15 protein-coding genes are annotated in these 17,538 nt (G+C 56.4%); 14 read left to right on the top strand and 1 reads right to left on the bottom strand.

Translation table 11 applies throughout. The features are described from left to right. Positions 1-2 precede the first annotated feature (2 nt). The 11 genes from NFS22_RS14825 to mfd all read left to right on the top strand — a co-directional run bounded on the left by NFS22_RS14825 (position 3) and on the right by mfd (position 12,767). On the top strand, positions 3-512 hold the full coding sequence (locus NFS22_RS14825) for a DUF3592 domain-containing protein (protein WP_251318493.1): 510 nt from the start codon (positions 3-5) through the stop codon (positions 510-512). Between the two features lie 61 nt (positions 513-573). Continuing rightward, a complete protein-coding gene (gene mutL, locus NFS22_RS14820) occupies positions 574-2,586 on the top strand; it encodes a DNA mismatch repair endonuclease MutL (RefSeq protein ID WP_251318492.1) in 2,013 nt (670 codons plus the stop codon). A 118-nt stretch (positions 2,587-2,704) separates the two neighbouring features. Next, positions 2,705-2,893, top strand: a complete 189-nt coding sequence (locus NFS22_RS14815; protein ID WP_251318491.1) for a protein CrcB-like protein — start codon at positions 2,705-2,707, stop codon at positions 2,891-2,893. Positions 2,894-3,031: 138 nt separating this feature from the next. Continuing rightward, positions 3,032-3,973 (top strand): tRNA (adenosine(37)-N6)-dimethylallyltransferase MiaA, encoded by a 942-nt coding sequence (gene miaA / locus NFS22_RS14810; RefSeq protein WP_251318490.1) that lies wholly within the window; start codon positions 3,032-3,034, stop codon positions 3,971-3,973. Between the two features lie 63 nt (positions 3,974-4,036). Further along, positions 4,037-4,270 (top strand): RNA chaperone Hfq, encoded by a 234-nt coding sequence (gene hfq, locus NFS22_RS14805; protein WP_251318489.1) that lies wholly within the window; start codon positions 4,037-4,039, stop codon positions 4,268-4,270. A gap of 117 nt (positions 4,271-4,387) precedes the next feature. Further along, entirely contained in the window at positions 4,388-5,659 is a 1,272-nt protein-coding gene (locus NFS22_RS14800) for a biotin/lipoyl attachment domain-containing protein (RefSeq protein WP_251318488.1), read from the top strand. Between the two features lie 47 nt (positions 5,660-5,706). After that, positions 5,707-6,420 (top strand): YggS family pyridoxal phosphate-dependent enzyme, encoded by a 714-nt coding sequence (locus NFS22_RS14795; protein WP_251318487.1) that lies wholly within the window; start codon positions 5,707-5,709, stop codon positions 6,418-6,420. A 49-nt stretch (positions 6,421-6,469) separates the two neighbouring features. Then, the gene (locus tag NFS22_RS14790; protein WP_251318486.1) at positions 6,470-6,967 is read left to right on the top strand and encodes a cell division protein SepF; all 498 of its coding nucleotides are present in this window, start codon (positions 6,470-6,472) and stop codon (positions 6,965-6,967) included. Between the two features lie 126 nt (positions 6,968-7,093). Further along, complete coding sequence (locus tag NFS22_RS14785) at positions 7,094-8,035, top strand: hypothetical protein (protein ID WP_251318485.1); 942 nt, start codon at positions 7,094-7,096, stop codon at positions 8,033-8,035. A 27-nt stretch (positions 8,036-8,062) separates the two neighbouring features. Continuing rightward, positions 8,063-8,842: a DivIVA domain-containing protein gene (locus NFS22_RS14780; RefSeq protein ID WP_251318484.1), complete on the top strand. Its 780-nt coding sequence runs from the start codon at positions 8,063-8,065 to the stop codon at positions 8,840-8,842. 424 nt (positions 8,843-9,266) lie between these two features. Further along, a complete protein-coding gene (gene mfd / locus NFS22_RS14775) occupies positions 9,267-12,767 on the top strand; it encodes a transcription-repair coupling factor (RefSeq protein ID WP_251318483.1) in 3,501 nt (1,166 codons plus the stop codon). Positions 12,768-12,817: 50 nt separating this feature from the next. Here the strand turns inward: mfd and NFS22_RS14770 are convergent, their stop codons facing one another. Next, the gene (locus NFS22_RS14770; RefSeq protein WP_251318482.1) at positions 12,818-13,192 is read right to left on the bottom strand and encodes a hypothetical protein; all 375 of its coding nucleotides are present in this window, start codon (positions 13,190-13,192) and stop codon (positions 12,818-12,820) included. A gap of 349 nt (positions 13,193-13,541) precedes the next feature. Here NFS22_RS14770 and NFS22_RS14765 point away from each other — a divergent pair, with 349 nt between their 5' ends. Genes NFS22_RS14765 through NFS22_RS14755 form a run of 3 tightly spaced genes read left to right on the top strand, consistent with a single transcriptional unit; the run spans position 13,542 to position 17,369 of the window. Beyond that, positions 13,542-14,537: a hypothetical protein gene (locus NFS22_RS14765; RefSeq protein WP_251318481.1), complete on the top strand. Its 996-nt coding sequence runs from the start codon at positions 13,542-13,544 to the stop codon at positions 14,535-14,537. Further along, a complete protein-coding gene (locus NFS22_RS14760) occupies positions 14,513-15,004 on the top strand; it encodes a hypothetical protein (protein ID WP_251318480.1) in 492 nt (163 codons plus the stop codon). Before NFS22_RS14765 ends, NFS22_RS14760 begins: the two co-directional genes overlap by 25 nt. After that, a complete protein-coding gene (locus tag NFS22_RS14755) occupies positions 14,985-17,369 on the top strand; it encodes a DUF2034 domain-containing protein (RefSeq protein ID WP_251318479.1) in 2,385 nt (794 codons plus the stop codon). The genes NFS22_RS14760 and NFS22_RS14755 overlap by 20 nt, the downstream gene beginning before the upstream one ends. Positions 17,370-17,538 lie beyond the last annotated feature (169 nt).

The following is a 17,538-nucleotide window of genomic DNA, read 5'->3' as shown; positions in this document are numbered from 1 at the left end:
CCATGTACCTCTACACCCACTACTTCATGGACCTGCGCCGCCCGGCCAGCCGGTTGGAGATTGTTACCATTGTGCTGTCCGCGCTGGCTGTCTTCTTCGCGCTGCTCTTCGGGCTGGGGTATGTGATTGCCATCCCTATGCGCAGCGGGGAGCCCTGGATGCTGGGGGTGACGGGACTGCTGCTGCTGTTTGCCGCCATGCCCTGCCTATGGATTGCCCAGCTTCAGGGCCGGCGGCGGGAGTGGCTGCGCCGGGGCGGATTCCCGGTACAGGGGCGGGTGGTCAACTCCACCTGTCACGTCACTGTCAGCTACGGCAGCGTGGGCACCCGCAAGCGCCACCCCTGGACCGTCCTGTGCGAATACCGCTACGAGGGGCAGACCTACACCGTCCGCAGCACCTATCTGTGGGAGGAGCCGGCGGGCTCCACCGCCAGAATTTTCCTGGACCAGGACCGGCCCGGGCAGGCCTGGGTGGACCCGGGGTCGCTGCAATACAGGGGCTCAATGTAGGGGCGGCCTGTGGCCGCCCGCAGACAGCGCAGGGCCTATCATAAAGAAAGCGAGCACATCTATGTCAAACATCCAAGTATTAGACCCTCATGTGGCCGACCTGATCGCCGCCGGGGAGGTGGTGGAGCGGCCCGCCTCGGTGGCCAAAGAGCTGATGGAAAACGCCATTGATGCCGGGGCGTCCACGGTGGCGGTGGAGATCAGCCACGGCGGGCTGACCTTTCTCCGGGTGACCGATGACGGGAAGGGCATCCCGCCCTCTGAGCTGAAAACCGCCTTTCTCCGCCACGCCACCAGCAAGCTGCGCACCGAGTACGACCTGGAGGCCATCGGCACCCTGGGCTTTCGGGGGGAAGCCCTGGCCGCCATCGCCGCCGTGTCCCGGATTGAGGTGCTGACCCGGACGGCGGACGGGGAGCTGGGCGCGTCCCTCTCCCTGGAGGGGGGCGCCCCCGGCGTGGTGGAGGAGGCGGGCTGTCCCCTGGGCACCACCATGGTGGTGCGGGACCTGTTTTTCAACACCCCCGCCCGGCTCAAGTTTATGAAAAAAGATGCCGCCGAGGGCGCTGCCGTCTTTGCGGTGGTCCAGCGGGTGGCCCTGTCCCACCCGGAGGTGTCGGTAAAGTTTATCCGGGACGGCAAGCAGGAGCTGCTTACCCCTGGGGACGGCCAGCTGAAAAGCGCCGTCTACGCCGTGCTGGGCCGGGAGCTGGCCCTGGGCTTTCGGGAGGTAAAGGCCAGCGGGGAGGACATGACCGTCACCGGTTTTGTGTCCATGCCCGCCTGCTGCCGGGCCAGCCGGAGCTGGCAGTTCTTCTTTGTCAACGGCCGCCAGGTAAAATCCCCCCTGATGATGGCCGCTTTGGAGGAGGCCTACAAGAATCAGAAGATGGTGGGCAAATTCCCCGGCTGCGTCCTCCATTTGCGGACAAAGCTCAACGCTGTGGATGTAAACGTTCACCCCGCCAAGACCGAGGTGAAATTCGGCGGCGAGCGGGCGGTGTTCTCCGCTGTGTACCACGCCGTCCTCTCCGCCCTGGAGGGGGACACCTCCTACCCCCAGGCGGTGCTGAAAAACACCCAGCTTCCCGGCGTGCGCAGCCAGGGCACGGTGACGGAATATCAGCTGCGCATAGAGGGCGCCCCATCAGTCACCGCCGTTGGCGGCGACAGCTCCCCCGTAAGAAGGGCGCCGGGGGTACCCGCTTCTGCCGTGGTGCGGGTGCATGACAGCACCTATACGCCGCCAGCCTCCTCGTCCCCGCCGCAGCGGACAAAGCCTCCTTTTGAAAGGAGGTGCCCCAGTGCGCACGCTGGGGCGGAGGATTGCACGTCGCAAAGCGAAATATACGGAGTAACCCCGGTCTCCAAAGACTTATCCGTTACGCACATTTCGCCTGACGGCGAAATACAATCCTCAGTCGGCGGCCATGCCGCTGACAGCTCCTTTCAAAAGGAGCCTTTATCGCCTGCGGGCGGGGCGGAGGAGCAGAGTCTCCTCCCCCATGAGGAGCCGGACTGGCGGGTGGCCGGTGAGGTGCTCAACACCTACATCATTGTGGAGCGGGGGGAGACGGTCTATTTTATTGACAAGCACGCCGCCCACGAGCGGATGAACTTTGACCGGATGAAGGCGGAGGGCTACGATCCCATGGCCCAGACCCTGCTCGCCCCGGTGATTTGCCGGCTGGCCCCCCAGCAGCGGGAGGTCCTGCTGGCCCACCGGGAGCTGCTGGAGGAGTTTGGCTTTGAGGCTGACGAGCTGGGGACCGACCTGGCGGTGCGTCAGGCCCCCTTTGATGTGGACGCCGGGGACATCCCTGCCGCCCTGGAGGAGCTGTCCCAAAAGCTGCTGGCGGCAGGCTCCGCCGACCCCGCCGCCGCAAGGGACCATCTGCTCCACACCATGGCCTGTAAGGCAGCCATCAAGGGGGGCTGGCACAGCGCCCCCCAGGAGCTGGAACGGGTGGCCGGGGCCGTCATGTCCGGACAGGTAAAATACTGCCCCCACGGCAGGCCGGTGGCCATTGAGCTGACCAAAAAAGAGCTGGAAAAGCAGTTTAAACGGGCGTGAGGGCCTCCAGCATCAGCCGGCCCCCCAGACGGAACCCCGCAGAAGCATTGTCCCCTTTGCCTTTTGTATTGATGGAGCCGGACACTGACAATAATTGGAGGTTGTTGGGAGGAAAAGTATGGTAAACATTTCTGTGTTGTTAATTTCTGTGCCGTTAATGATAGCATCTATCGTGTGTGTGTTATTGGCTGATAGAATAGATACGGCTGTTAACGGAGATAAAAAGGCAAAGAAAGTGATAGTCGTGTTTGGTGTGGGAGTATTGTTAGTTTGTACGTTTGCTATTGTTGTAAGTATCTTAGCATAAACATCCAAATCTGAAATTTCAGTTTATCTGGCAATAGCTCAGTATGATCAACTGTCCATTCAGTCATTTTGACGAAAAAAGTTTATAAGCCTTTATCAACACGGAGGGTAAAAGGGCAGAAGCATTGGAGGTGATACCGTGCCCACCAAAATTTTAGTTATCACCGGCCCCACTGCCTCAGGGAAAACCTGGCTGGCGGTGGAGCTGGCCAAGCGGTACAGCGGCGAGGTGGTATCCGCCGACTCCATGCAGATATACCGCCGCATGGACATAGGAACCGCCAAGCCCACAGCGGAGGAGATGGGGAACATCCCCCACCACATGATCGACGTGGCCGACCCGTGGGAGGACTTCTCCGTGGCCCGGTATGTGGACATGGCCTCCCGCTGTGTGGACGGCATTCTGGCCCGGGGCAGGCTGCCCATTCTGGCCGGGGGGACGGGGCTGTATATCGACTCCCTCCTCTCCGGGCGGACCTTCGCCGCCTTTGAGGAGGAGAGCCCCCTGCGCGGGGAGCTGGAGGAGCGGTACGCCCAAGAGGGGGGGCGGGCCCTGCTGAACCAGCTGGCTCAGGCCGACCCGGAGTCCGCCGCCCGGCTCCACCCCAACGACGGCAAGCGGATTGTCCGGGCCTTGGAGGTGTGGCTGTCCACAGGAAAGACCATCACCCAGCACAACAGGGAGACCCTCGCCCTCCCGCCCCGGTATACCGCCCTCACCCTCAACCTGGACTTTCAGCGCCGGGAGGATATGTGGCGGCGGATTGACCGGCGGGTGGACCGGATGATGGCGGCTGGTCTGGTGGAGGAGGTGCGGGCCCTGCTGAACAGCGGCGTTCCGGCGCGGTGTACCGCCATGCAGGCCATTGGCTACAAGGAGATGGTTCCGGTTATCTCCGGAGACGCGGCGGCGGCGGACGCCGCCGACCAGATAAAGCTGCACTCCCGGCAGTATGCCAAGCGCCAGCTCACCTGGTTCAGGCGCAACAGGCAGGCCAAACCCCTTTTGTGGGGCGCTGAACCAAATTTTGCGGACGTCCTACACCGTTCGACAGCATATCTGGAAGAAATTGGTATATGATAGTGGCACTCAAGGGCGGACAGGTCTTTGGCCCCGCTCTTAAATAAAAAAGGAGTGCTACATATGCAGAAAACCAACAACCTCCAGGACATTTTCCTCACCCAGGCCCGCCGGGAGCGGCGGCAAGTTACCATGTTTTTGATGAACGGCTTTCAGATGCGGGGCTATATCACCGGCTTTGACGCATTTACCGTTGTCCTCACCAGCGAGGGCAAGCAGCAGGTCATCTATAAGCACGCTATCTCCACCATTGTCCCGGAGCGCCCCCTGCCGCTGACAGAGGGGGAGGGAGAATGAACAGCCTCCCTCTCTGAGGGAGACGGCACGGTGAAGCTGTGACGGAGGGAGTTTTTACAGGAAGCTGACAGCTCCTCAAGAGGGAGCCTTGGATTATGCACAGAAAGAGAGAATCCTATGAAGCAAGGAAAATCCATGATTACCTTTGTCATCCTGGCCATGGCCGCCGCTGTGACCTTGTACTTTGCCTACTATGTGTTCAACGCCCTCAGCGAGCCCTACCGCACCACCCGGGTCTACGCCTACACCGCCAATGACGGCGTGGCCGCCGACGGCCTGGTGGTGCGGGACGCCCTGCTCCTCCCCACCCAGAACGGCATCCTGGAGATTACCCGGGCGGAGGGAGAAAAGGTGGGCAAGGGCCAGCAGGTGGCCCTTGTCTACCAGAACAGCGCCGCCCAGGCCAGCCAGGCCCAGATTGAGGAGATGGAGATGGACATCCAGCTGCTGGAGGAGGCCATTGCCCAGTCCGGCAGCCTGGAGTCCGCCGCCCGGCTGGACGAGGACATCCTCCAGGCGGTGGTGGAGCTGCGCTCCTCCTATGCTCAGGGGGACTTTACCCAGCTGCGCACCCAGGTGATGGGGGTTAAAAGCAGCGTGCTCAAGCGGGGCTACACCTATGGCGACGGCCTGACCTCCGCCGACCTGTCCGCCCGGCTGCGCCAGCTCCGGGCAGACCTGGATCTCCTCACCCGCCAGTCCGCCTGGGCCACCACCCGGGTCACCGCCCCGGTGCCGGGGGTGTTCTCCAGTCTGGTGGACGGCTATGAGTCCCGGCTCACCCCGGAGAGCGTCTACCAGCTTACCCCCTCCTCCCTCCAGGAGCTCATTGACAACCCCGCCGGAGAGGACGGCGGCTCCATGGGCAAGCTGATTACCTCCGACACCTGGTATTTTGCCGCCAACCTGCCCCAGGAGGCGGCAGAACGGCTGGACGAGGGGGACACCGCCACACTCCGCTTTTCCGGCGAGCTGAACCGGGACGTGGACATGAATGTGGACCGCATTGGCCCCACCGAGGAGGGCAAGACCCTAGTGGTCTTCTCCTCCAACCGCTACCTCACCCTCACCACCCTGCTGCGCCACCAGACCGTGGAGCTCATCTTTGAGAGCTGGTCCGGCCTGCGCATCCCCAAGGAGGCCCTCCACCTGATCGAGGAGCAGCAGGAAAATCAGGAGACGGGGGAGACTGTTTCCACCAACCGGCTGGTGGTCTACGCCTTTATCAACGGCCGCAGCGAGATGCGGGAGGTGTCCATTGTCCACGAGGGCTCAGACTACTACGTGGTCCACCCCGTGGGCACCGGCCGCAAGGTGCTGCGGGACGGGGACACCATCATCACCCAGGCCACCGGCCTCCAGGACGGACTGCTGCTGGAGGCAAGATAAGGGGCGGGGCTCCCGCCCCCATTTCGATAGAGAGAGAAGGAATTCCTATGGATCTGACCCAAAATGTAAAAGCCGTACAGGAAAAGATATCCGCCGCCGCCATTGCCGCCGGGCGGGACCCCGCATCCGTCTCCCTCTGCGCCGCCACCAAGGTGCAGACGGACGACGCCATCCGCGCTGCCATCGCCGCCGGCATTCGGGTATGCGGCGAGAACCGGGTGCAGGAGCTGGCCGCCCACCTGGAGTCGGACGCCTACGCCGGGGCGGAGGTCCACTTCATTGGACACCTCCAGACCAACAAGGTCAAGCAGGTGGTGGGCAGGGTGGCGCTGATCCACTCGGTGGACTCGGAGCGGCTGCTCCGGGCCATTGACGGACAGGCCCAAAAGCTGGACATTGTGCAGGACATCCTCCTGGAGGTAAACGTGGCCCGGGAGGAGAGCAAGGGGGGCGTGCTGCCTGAAAATCTGCCAACCCTGGCTAAGGCCGCCCTCGGCTGCCCCCACGTCCGCCTGCGGGGATTGATGGCAATCCCGCCTGTTTCAACGGTTTCGGGGGAGAACCGAAAATATTTTGCCCAAATGCGCCATTTTCTTGTTGACATAATTGGGAAAATGTCGGATAATCATACTATTGTGGACTGCCTGTCTATGGGCATGAGCGGCGACTATGAGGACGCCATCGCCGAGGGTGCCACCCTGGTTCGGGTGGGCACTGCCCTCTTCGGACCCCGCCCCCCTTTAGCGGGTTCCGCCCACTGAGCGGCTATCTGCCCATGTTTCATTTATTTGGAGAAAAGAGGATCTACGAATGGGAATTTTTGACGAGTTTAAGCGGCTGGCTCATCCCTACGAGGACGAGGATGAAGACGATTATGATGACTTTGACGTCTCCCCCCGTCCGGTAGAGCGCCGTGAGCGGGTAGAGCGCGCTCCCCGGGACAGCGGCTACGGGGGCGGCTACAGCAGCTACAGCCCCCCTCCCGTTGAGGATGAGCGCCGGGCCAACAAGGTGGTCAACATCCGGGCGGCCACCCAGCTTCAGGTGGTGCTGGTCAAGCCCGAGCGGTTTGAGGACGCATCCTCCATCGCCGACCACCTGCGGGAGAAACGCACCGTGGTGCTCAACCTGGAGTCCACCAACGGCGAGATCGCCCGCCGCCTGCTGGACTTTCTGGCCGGTGTGTCCTACGCCCAGGAGGGCAAAATCAAGAAGGTGGCCATCTCCACCTACATCATCACCCCCTACAACGTGGACATCCTGGGGGACCTGATTGACGAGCTGGAGAATAACGGACTGTATTTTTAAAGAAGTATATCTCATTTTGTAATGTACATTTCCCTGTAGGGTCGGCCTTTTGCCGCCCGCAGGAACACTATCCCGAAAGGTCCACAGGCGGCCAAGGTCCGCCCCCTGCACAAAATGGAGTGTTCTATGAGAAAGAGAACCCTTCCCCTTCTTCTTGCCGCCCTGCTGGCCGGGTGCGCCGCCGGGGAGACCGCTGTTCAGCCGGACCAGTCCCTGCCTCAGCAGCCCTCTGTCTCTGCCGCCGAACCGGCGGCGGACAAGCTGGCGGAGGGCTTTGTGGACGACCCCGCCTCCCCCTACCCCATGGTGGTGGAGAGCTGGTCCGTTGACATGGATGGAGACGGCGTGGACGAGCTGGTGCAGCTGCGGGCGGAAAAGGCCTACTTCGGCAATGAAGTCGAGCCCGACAAGTTGTTTGAAAGCGCCAACGGCCTTCACCCCTATACTCTGCTGGTGACGGTGGAGGATACCGTCTATGAGCTCCCCCTTGGCCGGGACAGCAACGACGGAAAGCTCCTCTACCCCCAATATTTCCCCCTGGACGGCGATTACAGCGTTTCCTTTTGGGCAGAGGGCCAAAGGGGCCAACCTGTTTTGATTTTGGCCTTTGACAACATGTCCCAGGGCGGGGCGGGCGGGATTGATGTGTACGCCACCGCCTTTCAGAGCGGGAAACCAGTTTTTCTGCCCATCCCGGAGTGCGGATATCACATTGAGGCCACCCTGGATGAAGAGACAATGCTCGCTCAGCTCACCGTTTTGGAGACGGGATATACCGAAACCCTGGACCTGATGGAGTGGCTGGAAAAGCAGGAGGAGCGCAACCGGGAGCACGGCCACGACTACACCTTTGAGCCCATCTACAATGAGGATGGCGTACTGGAATGGCCCGTGGCCCCCGGGAATATCGATGGCTTTTACCATGCGGAGCAGGCTGGGGAGGGCGTTACCCTATGGCAGTACGTGTGGGGCTCTGCCCACGCGGACGGCATGGGGGCGCTGGTCACCACTATAACCTGGGAGAACGGGGAGGTTGTTGTGCTGGAGCAGTATTTTGAGTGGGATTAGACTATAAAACGAGCAGGAGGGACAACTATGCTCACACCACAGGAGGTATCCGAGCGCGCCTTTCAGAAGGCGTCCTTCGGCGGCTATAACATGGCCCAGGTGGATGAATTTCTGGACATCCTCACCGGGGACTACTCCGCGCTTTATAACGAGAACGCGGTGCTGAAAAACAAGATGAAGGTGCTGGTGGACAAGGTGGAGGAGTACCGTTCCACCGAGGAGGCCATGCGCAAGGCTCTGCTGGCCGCCCAGCGGATGGCGGACGACCTGGTGAAGGAGGCCGAGCAGAAAAAGGACCGGATGCTGGCTCAGACGGAGAAGGACGCCGTCGCCCGCAGGGAGGAGCTGGCCCGTGAGCTGGAAACCGAGGAGTACCGCCTGAAAAAGGCCCAGGAGGAGACCGCTGCCTTTGTGGAAAAGGTGCGTCAGCTCCATGCCCAGGAGGCGGAGTACCTGTCCCGGCTGGAGGACCTCTGCCCCCCCGAGGTCAAGCCCGCCATAGACCCGGTGCAGGAGAAGGCCGACGAGATTGACGACAATGTCCAGCGTCTGCTGGCCCAGGCCATGGAGGCCGCCACCGCTGAAAATTTGCGCTCCAAGGCGGCCGGGGAGGACACCCGGGATCTCTCCGACACCGCCGAGTTCCCCGCCGGTGAACCTATGGACGACGGCTTTCCCCCGGATGAGGAGTTCCCCCCCGACGGGGAGGAGGACTACGACGAGGATGACGGCCCCCGCCGCCCCCCTTCCGGCAGCCGCATCAATTTTGGCGAGCTGAAATTTGGCCGAGACTATGAGATTACTTGACCCTCCCGCCAAAAATACAACAAAACCCCAGCCCGGCGCCCCGTTGATATGGGGTCCGGGTTGGGGCTCTTTTGCGGAATCAGGCGCTGTGGTACTCCCATTTTCCTCCAAAAGCGGGTAGTCCGCCCACTCCTCATTCGGCTTTGTCTCCGTCATGGAAAAGCCGTGCCTGCCGTAAAGATGGCGCGCCGGCTTTAATCTGTGCGGCCCTTCTCCCGGCAAAAGGTCATGGCCGTCTCCCGCAGCCTGTCTTTGTCAATGACAGTCCACCCCATTCAGTTGCTTTTGTCAACTATTTTTCTGTCAAAATCCCCCTTGACGAAAACGCCCTTCTGCCGGTATACTTAGGAATAAATCTGCTTCACCCCTCCCCCCTCCGGGGGCAGGGGCATTGCCCCGTTGTTTTGTGAAAGAGGTGCTCTCTATGAAGCTGCTCACCGCCACGCTGAACCGTCTGCCCGAATTTCAACAGCTCCTCTCCGCTCTGGAGGGGGGGCGCTCCCCTGCGGCCCTGTCCGGGGTGTCGGCCATTCACCGGGCCCATGTGGCCGCCGGAATCGGCCTGATTGCCCAAAGACCCGTAGTGGTAGTCTGTTCTGACGAGGGCGAGGGGGAAAAGCTGGCCCGGGACCTGGGGGCCTTTGTCGGGGTGAGCGTCCCGGTTTTGGGGCCCCGGGATTTCACCTTTCACAACGCCTCCTCCGTCTCCCGACAGTGGGAGCACCGGCGGCTGGCCCTGATGAAGGGGCTGACTGACGGCAAATTCCCCTTTCTGGTGGCCACGGTGGAAGGCCTGCTCCAGCGGACGCTCCCTCCGGGCATTTTGGACAACTGCTGCCGGGAGCTGAAAACCGGCGGGGCCTATGACCTGAACGAGCTGGCGGAAACCCTGTCCGCTGCCGGGTACGTCCGGTGCGAGCAGGTGGAGGGGGTGGGCCAGTTTGCCCTGCGGGGGGGCATTCTGGACGTCTTCTCCCCCGGGATGGAAAACCCCGTCCGGGTGGAATTTTTCGGGGATGAGGTGGACGCCATGGGCGTTTTCGACCCGGCCACCCAGCGGCGGACGGAAAATATTGACGAGGCCCTTCTCCTCCCTGCCGCCGAGGTACTGCCCCAGCTGGCCCCGGACGGTCTGGCTGGGCTGAGCAAAAAGCTGTTCAGGCTAGCGGCCAAGGCCCTGCAAAACGGGAACAAGGAGCTGGCCGAAACCCTGGAGCGGGACGGTGAGGCCATTGCCCAGTGGCGGACCTTCCCCGCCCTGGACCGGTATCTGGCCCTTATCTATCCAAAGCTTGCCGGGGGGGTTGACTTTCTGCCCCCTGATGCCTGCGTCATCCTTGACCAGTGCGCCCGGGTGGCCGACCGGGCGAAGTCCTGCCAGTGGCAGCTGGAGGAGGACGTGAAAACCCTTTTGGAGCAGGGGGAACTGGACCCCTCCTGCGGCGAGCTGGCCCTCACCTTTCCTCAGCTCCTCCAGCGGCTGGAGGACTGGCCGCTGGTCTATCTGGACTCCTTTACCACCTCCAACTACCCCACCCCTCCCAAGGTGCTGCTGTCTGTCACCGCCAAACAGCTGCCCTCCTTCCTGGCCAGCCTGGAGACGGCGGTGCAGGACCTGACCCACTACCAAAACAGCGGATATTCCTCCTTGGTGCTGGTGTCCGGGGAGCAGCGGGCCCTGGATTTGCAGACCCTCCTCCGGGAACAGAAGGTAAAGGCCGCTGTAGACTTTCATCTCAAGTCCCTGCCTCAGCCAGGCCAGATTGTCATTACGGTGGGCGGGCTGTCCAGCGGGCTGGAATATCCCTCCATCCAGCTGGCCGTCCTCACCGAGGGGGAGAAGGCCGCGGCCAAAAAGCCCCGGGCCAGGAAGGAGGCCACCAACCGGCAAAAGCTGAAGTCCTACGCCGACCTCTCCCCCGGCGACCTGGTGGTCCATGAGCACCACGGGGTGGGACGGTATGTGGGTATGGTGAAAATGCCGGTGGACGGCATTGAGAAGGACTATGTAAAAATCGCCTACGCGGGCACCGACGTGCTCTACGTCCCCGCCACCCAGCTGGACCTGGTAAGCAAGTACATTGGCGGCGGGGAGAACGCCAACGAGACCAAAAAGCTGAACCGCCTGGGGGGCCAGGAGTGGGATAAGGCCAAGAAGAAGGCCAAAAAGGCGGTGCAGGACCTGGCCAAGGGGCTGATCCAGCTCTACGCCCAGCGCCAGCGCCAGCCTGGTTACGCCTTTGCCCCCGACTCCCCCTGGCAGCGGGAGTTTGAGGAGCAGTTTGAATACACCGAAACCGACGACCAGCTGCGGTGCATTGGAGAAATCAAGCGGGACATGGAGCGCCCCACCCCCATGGACCGGCTGCTGTGCGGCGACGTGGGCTACGGCAAGACGGAGGTGGCCTTCCGGGCCATGATGAAGTGTGTGCTGGACAACAAGCAGGCGGCTATTCTGGTACCCACCACCATGCTGGCCCGGCAGCACTACCTCACTGCCCTGCGCCGGTTTCAGAAGTACCCCGTCAATATCGACGTGGTGTCCCGCTTCCGCACCCCCGCCCAGATGAAGGAGACCCTGCGCAAGGTGGAAAACGGGGAGGTGGACATCCTGATCGGCACCCACCGGCTGTTTAACAAGGACGTCCGCTTTAAGGATCTGGGCCTTCTTGTGGTGGACGAGGAGCAGCGGTTTGGGGTACAGCACAAGGAGAAGCTGAAGGAGAATTTTAAGCAGGTGGATGTGCTCACTCTGTCCGCCACCCCCATTCCCCGGACACTGAACATGGCTCTGTCGGGCATCCGGGACATGTCCACCCTGGAGGAGCCCCCCGCTGACCGCCAGCCGGTGCAGACCTATGTGCTGGAGCACGACTGGAACCTGCTCTCCGACGCCATGCGCCGGGAGCTGGGGCGAGGGGGGCAAGTATTTTACCTTCACAACCGGATCGAGACCATTGACCGATGCGCCGCCCGCATCCAGATGCTGCTGGGGGAAAAGGCCGCCATCGGAGTGGCTCACGGCCGGATGACTCAGGAGGCCATTGACGACGTGATGGCCCAGATGACCGACGGGGAACTGAACGTACTGGTATGCACCACCATCATTGAGACGGGCATTGACCTGCCCAACGTGAACACCCTCATCATGGAGGACGCCGACAAGCTGGGGCTGGCCCAGCTCCACCAGATCCGGGGCCGGGTGGGCCGGTCTAACCGGCGGGCCTTTGCCTACCTCACCTACCGCCGGGGCAAGGTGCTCAGCGAGGTGGCCTCCAAGCGGCTGGAGGCCATCCGGGAGTTTGCCGAGTTCGGCTCCGGTTTCAAAATCGCCATGCGGGATCTGGAGATCCGTGGTGCGGGCAATGTGCTGGGCCCGGAGCAGAGCGGTTTCCTCCTCTCTGTGGGCTACGACATGTACCTGAAGCTGCTGGAAGAGGCCGTCCTGCTGGAGCAGGGCCAGCCCCTGCCCACCCGCACTGAGTGCGCTGCCAACCTCAGCGTGTCCGCCTCCATCCCCGACCGGTATGTCCCCTCCCCGGAGCAGCGGATGGACCTGTACCGCCGCATTGCCGCCGTCAAAAGTGAGGAGGAGGCCGACGAGCTGGTGGACGAGCTTATTGACCGCTACGGCGAGCCCCCCAGGCCGGTAAACAACCTGATCTCTGTGGCCCTCCTCCGGGCGGACGCTGCCCGGTGCCGCATCAACGACCTGGCTCAGAAGGACGGAAAGCTCCTCTTCACCCTGGACGAGTTCCGCTTAGAGCCCTTCTCCGCCCTGTGCGCCCAGGAGAAGTACAGCAAGCGCCTCCTCCTTATGCCCGGGGAGGTCCCCCGCTTCTCCTTCCGCCTGGCCAAGGGGGAGGACCCCCTCCGTGCCGCCCGACAAGTGGTGGAGGACTACGCCAAAGCACTGGAAGCATAACGAACGGCCGGCCGCTCTACGCGGCCGGCCGGTTTTCATATCAGGGAAATTCAGGGGACTTGGAGGCAGGAGCCGTCACAGAAGCCGCACTCGTGCTGGGCGCCGCAGTAGACGGTATAGCCGTGGTAATGACGGCCGGAGGAGGCGCAGTCCTCCAGGGGACACAGAGCCCGGCAGGCGCCGTTACAGACCCCATCCTCGTGGGCATAGCCGCAGTAGATCACACCGTCGTGGCTGTGCCGGCCAGCAAGGACGCAGTCCTCATGGGCGCAAAGGGTAATCTCGGTTTGAACATTTTGGGCGCATCCGCCATGATACCCCCGGCCCCTTCTCCCGTGACAGCCGTGGGCGGAGGCGGGCACAATCAGCGCGGCGGCCAGAACCGCGCAGAGCAGTCCGGCTGCCAAACGGTTCTTTGCTTTCATACAATACACTCCTCTTTTCATCGCCCGAACAGAGCGGTAATTGCCACCATTGTACTACTTCCCCCAGCGCTTTGCAAGGCAAAAAATGGGTCCTACCCGGGTTCTTGTTATATGTGTCCAAAATTGCTGACACCAGTTCTGTAGGGGCGGTCAAAGACCGCCCCTGCAATATGATGACCGTCTAAGCTCTGCTGATATCGCACCGGAACAAATCTTTTTTTGTTGATGAATGGCGCAAGCCCTAATCGTCACCAAAAAAATCTGATAGTCACATATTGCGTGTTCGATAGTGACAGATAGTCACATACCTGAGTAATATAGGGCGTATCATTGATACGAGGTGATTGGTATGAACTTATTGCAGTTAATAGAAAAATTAAAAAAGCTAAGTGATTTCTTTTATGATAATGGTATATTTGATATTTACACCAACAGCAAAATATATGAGCTGCTAATTGCCAATCAATTAGGGCATACAATTGTGAATGGTCATGCTAATTCTCCCGATGCATATGACAAATATGACAATTATTATGAGTATAAGCACTATAAAAAATCCAGCTCTAATTACACATGGACATTTAATGATTATACAGCATGGACAATTAGAAAGTTGTATCACATTAAGTCTGTTTATTTCACAGTAATAGACGATCAAAGTGTTATTCCAGAGATAGAAGCAATATATATTGTCTCAGGCGCAGAAGTTGCTCAATATTTAAGTAAAAAAACATTAAATATTATGAATCACAGGCAGATGATAAACATAAGCGCGAATCAAATCATCGACCAAATGAATTTTGAATTCATTGATAAGCACGACATTCAGTTATTAGGATTTGAGCATTCTTTCCGTGGCTCAATCTATCGCACAGCGTTAAATGAGATATTTATCACAGCAGGAGAAATTGAAAAGTTAATCCACGTGGATGGTATCTTAACCAGCAATAAATTATGGGAGCTGTTGACTGCCTGTGAATTGGGACATAGCATTAACCCGGAACAGAAAAAGCATGACGCATATGATAAAAAGGGAAGAACGTATGAGTATAAGGTTAGTATAAGGCAAGGGTGGACTTTTCAAGATATCTCAGACAATGTTTTGAGTTCCTATCTAAATGACGCGGGAATTATTTTGGCAGAGGTTAATAAGCGAGAATTTGTTGTAAAAAGAATTGCAGAATGCCGGCCCCAGGCCATTGTAAATATATTGGTTAAGAAGCTGGCAGCTAAAAAAGCAAACTATCCCAATATAAGGCGTTTGACCGCGAATATCAGCTTGATGGACATTAGAAGAATGATTGAAACAGGAGATGCAAAATGGATTCCCAGGACATATTTTTAAATAATATCAACAGATTGGCGGCTTATCACAGTTTGGATACCTATAAACAGATGGCAGAATTTTTAGATGTGACAGAAGACGCACTAAAACACTGGCAAAATAAAACAAGATGCCCAACGCTTAAACGGCTTGACCAGATCGGTGACCGAATAGGGTGCCGGTCGTATGCATTGATACAAAAAGACAGCGAGATTTTTGCAAAAATTGACTGTCCCAAAAACAATTCCAGAGAGATATTCATCAGGAATTTGAAGGAAAAATTCTTGCAGGAGGGGCGGTTTTCATGGAATGATAAGGCTGCGTTATTTTGCTGTTTTGTCAGTGTTGATGCTCTAAAATCCTATTTCAGGGAAAGGAATTTTAAAACGCCGCCATTAAAAAAATTGGATGAGATGGCCTCTGCAATCGGAATACCGGCATATGAGTTAATCAAGGGGGACGACGCAAATGAGAAAACAGATACCTGAACAAATTCAAAATAGCCTAAACAAAATTAAAACAGCTATTGAAACCGTCCCTAATACAGTTCCCAGCGAAATGCGGACAACTTTTAATTTTAAAGGCAGAAAGTCTCCTTACATCGCTGAAAAAGTGATCGAAACAATAAGGCATCATGATGATGTGCTATATGATCCTTTTATGGGTTCCGGTTCATTTGTATATGCGGCGATGGGAAAAGTAAAAAAGATCTATGCTACCGAATTGGATAATTACACGTTTAATGCCGTAAGCGCGCTGATGAATAAAGTGGACTTGCTTCAGCTGAGTGAATTGTTTGAAACAGTAAAAAAAGATGTATATGAACAGATCATGGAATTATACGAAACATCATGCTGCGGCAGAAAAAATTATATCAGCAAAGTTTTATTTGACCCGGAAGAGGGGAAGGAAGGATATTTTAACCCTTCAGAAAACAGGGAAATCATTGACGGGAAAAACATCAAGCTTGTAGAAAAATGTCCAATATGCGGCAGGAGGACTAAAAAATTTGATGATGGTGATTATCAAAAAATCGTTAAGCTGGAAAAAGTAAATGTAGAAAGATTCCCCACAGACCAGTATATTGTAAACAGCAGGATTAACATTACCGCCTCCACAGGGGCGGATCAGTATGACAGGATTTTTACACAGAGAAATAAAATCGCTCTATTGATCTTACAGGACGCAATCAATAAGCTGAAACCGTCCAGGGAAAAAGATGTATTGGAACAAGTGTTAGTTGCATCGATCTCTCTTGCGAGAATTGCCATGTACGGGTCCAGTACCGATATACTATACCATGTGGTGGGGCATGGGGCGCAGGACATGAATGTCTGGCTGCTCTTTGAGGAAAAGTATAAAAGCTTTTGCAAGTTCAAGTCCGTATATTGCGATAAACAAATCGGGGTGACAAGTTCAGAAGTAACCATTGTCAATCAGGGCTATGCGGAGTATATTCAGAAGCATCCCAATCTAAAGGTTGACATTATTTATACTGATTTTCCATATACTGACCAGGTTCCATATTTAGAGAGAAATCAATTATACCGCATTTGGTTAGAACGGTTTTATGATTCCAACTATGCGTTGACACAAGACATGCTGAAGCAAGAAATTGTCCTGACTAACGCAGAGTCAAGACCTGAAAAAGGAGATATTGAGAATTATTATAAGGACATTGATACTATGTTTTCCCATTTTTATAGGGTATTAAAAGAAAACGGGCTTGTCTTTTTTACCATGAAGCTGGGAAAAGCGAAATATTTTAAAACGTATATTGAGATTGTAAATTTAGCCCGAAAAAACGGCTTTGAGTATGCTTATCTGGTTGGAGTGGAAAAAAAGGATCCAACGCTCAGAAAGCAGTCAGCATTTATCAACACATTTATAAATGAAATGATCGTCGCGTTTTGTAAACTGTCTGATAAGAATAGATACTGGTATATTGGCAGCGATAATTATGAATTTTTACTTGTAAAAAAAGTGTACAACTACCTCATTCGGGCAAAAAAGTATGTGACACTATCAAGTGCTGTCACCTTGGTCTGCAACGACCTGAAGTCAAAATATTCGTATCTGGCCAGTAAACAGGATATACAGAAAATAAATGAACTGCTGCATCGATATTTTATGGTAGATGTCGGCTGTATACAAATTGACAGCAATCAATTATATTTAGACATTGAGGATAATACGGATTTATATACAAAATTGTATGATTTAATTCCAATTTTTATTAGACGGCTTTTGGAACGTAAAGGAAAGTTTGTATTGGAGGATATTTACTTTGAACTGGTAAATTCCTTATGTGACGGCAATCCAAAAACAATTACACAAATTTTAGAAGATAAAACTCATCAAAGCGACATTGGCAATTTAATCTTAAATTACTGTGAGATCGATGGACAGTATTATGTAGAACGAAAAGATGGTTGTAAACCCAATGAAAATGCGGTTGATATTTCAACATTAAGCGGTACTGATTTTGAACTTCTGGTACAAAGGCTGCTAAAACGAGAGGGATATGACAATGTTGTAAAGATGGGAGGGGCGGGTGATCTGGGTGTTGATATTATTGCATCTAAATACGAACATGGTAAATTGATGCATAATATTTTCCAGTGTAAGCGCTGGGCTTCCAACGTCGGCGCTGACCCTATACAGAGATTATATGCCGAAAAAATGAGAAGAGGGGCGACCCACGCAGTCTGCGTGACAACCTCCGCCTACACCAGAGATGGCAAAAAGATGGCAGGTGATCTTGATATTGAGATTGTTGATGGAATTCAGCTGATGAAACGTCTTAATAAATACTTTCCCGGAGAGTACTATAATGGAATTCGAGATATGTGAAACTTACAAGGGCTTTTCTCTGTCATGACAGCGGCCATCAAAATTGCTGATACCAGACCTGTAGGGGCGGCCACTGGCCGCCCCTACAAATGTCAGAAGCTGTACCAATAGATAAAAAGGTGCTATAATGAGGGTATGATACAGAAAAATGAGAGACGCAGGTATGCGA

This window comes from Flintibacter muris (assembly GCF_943192995.1).
Classification (GTDB): Bacteria; Bacillota; Clostridia; order Oscillospirales; family Oscillospiraceae; genus Lawsonibacter; species Lawsonibacter muris.
This window is presented reverse-complemented; position numbering and strand designations above follow the sequence as displayed.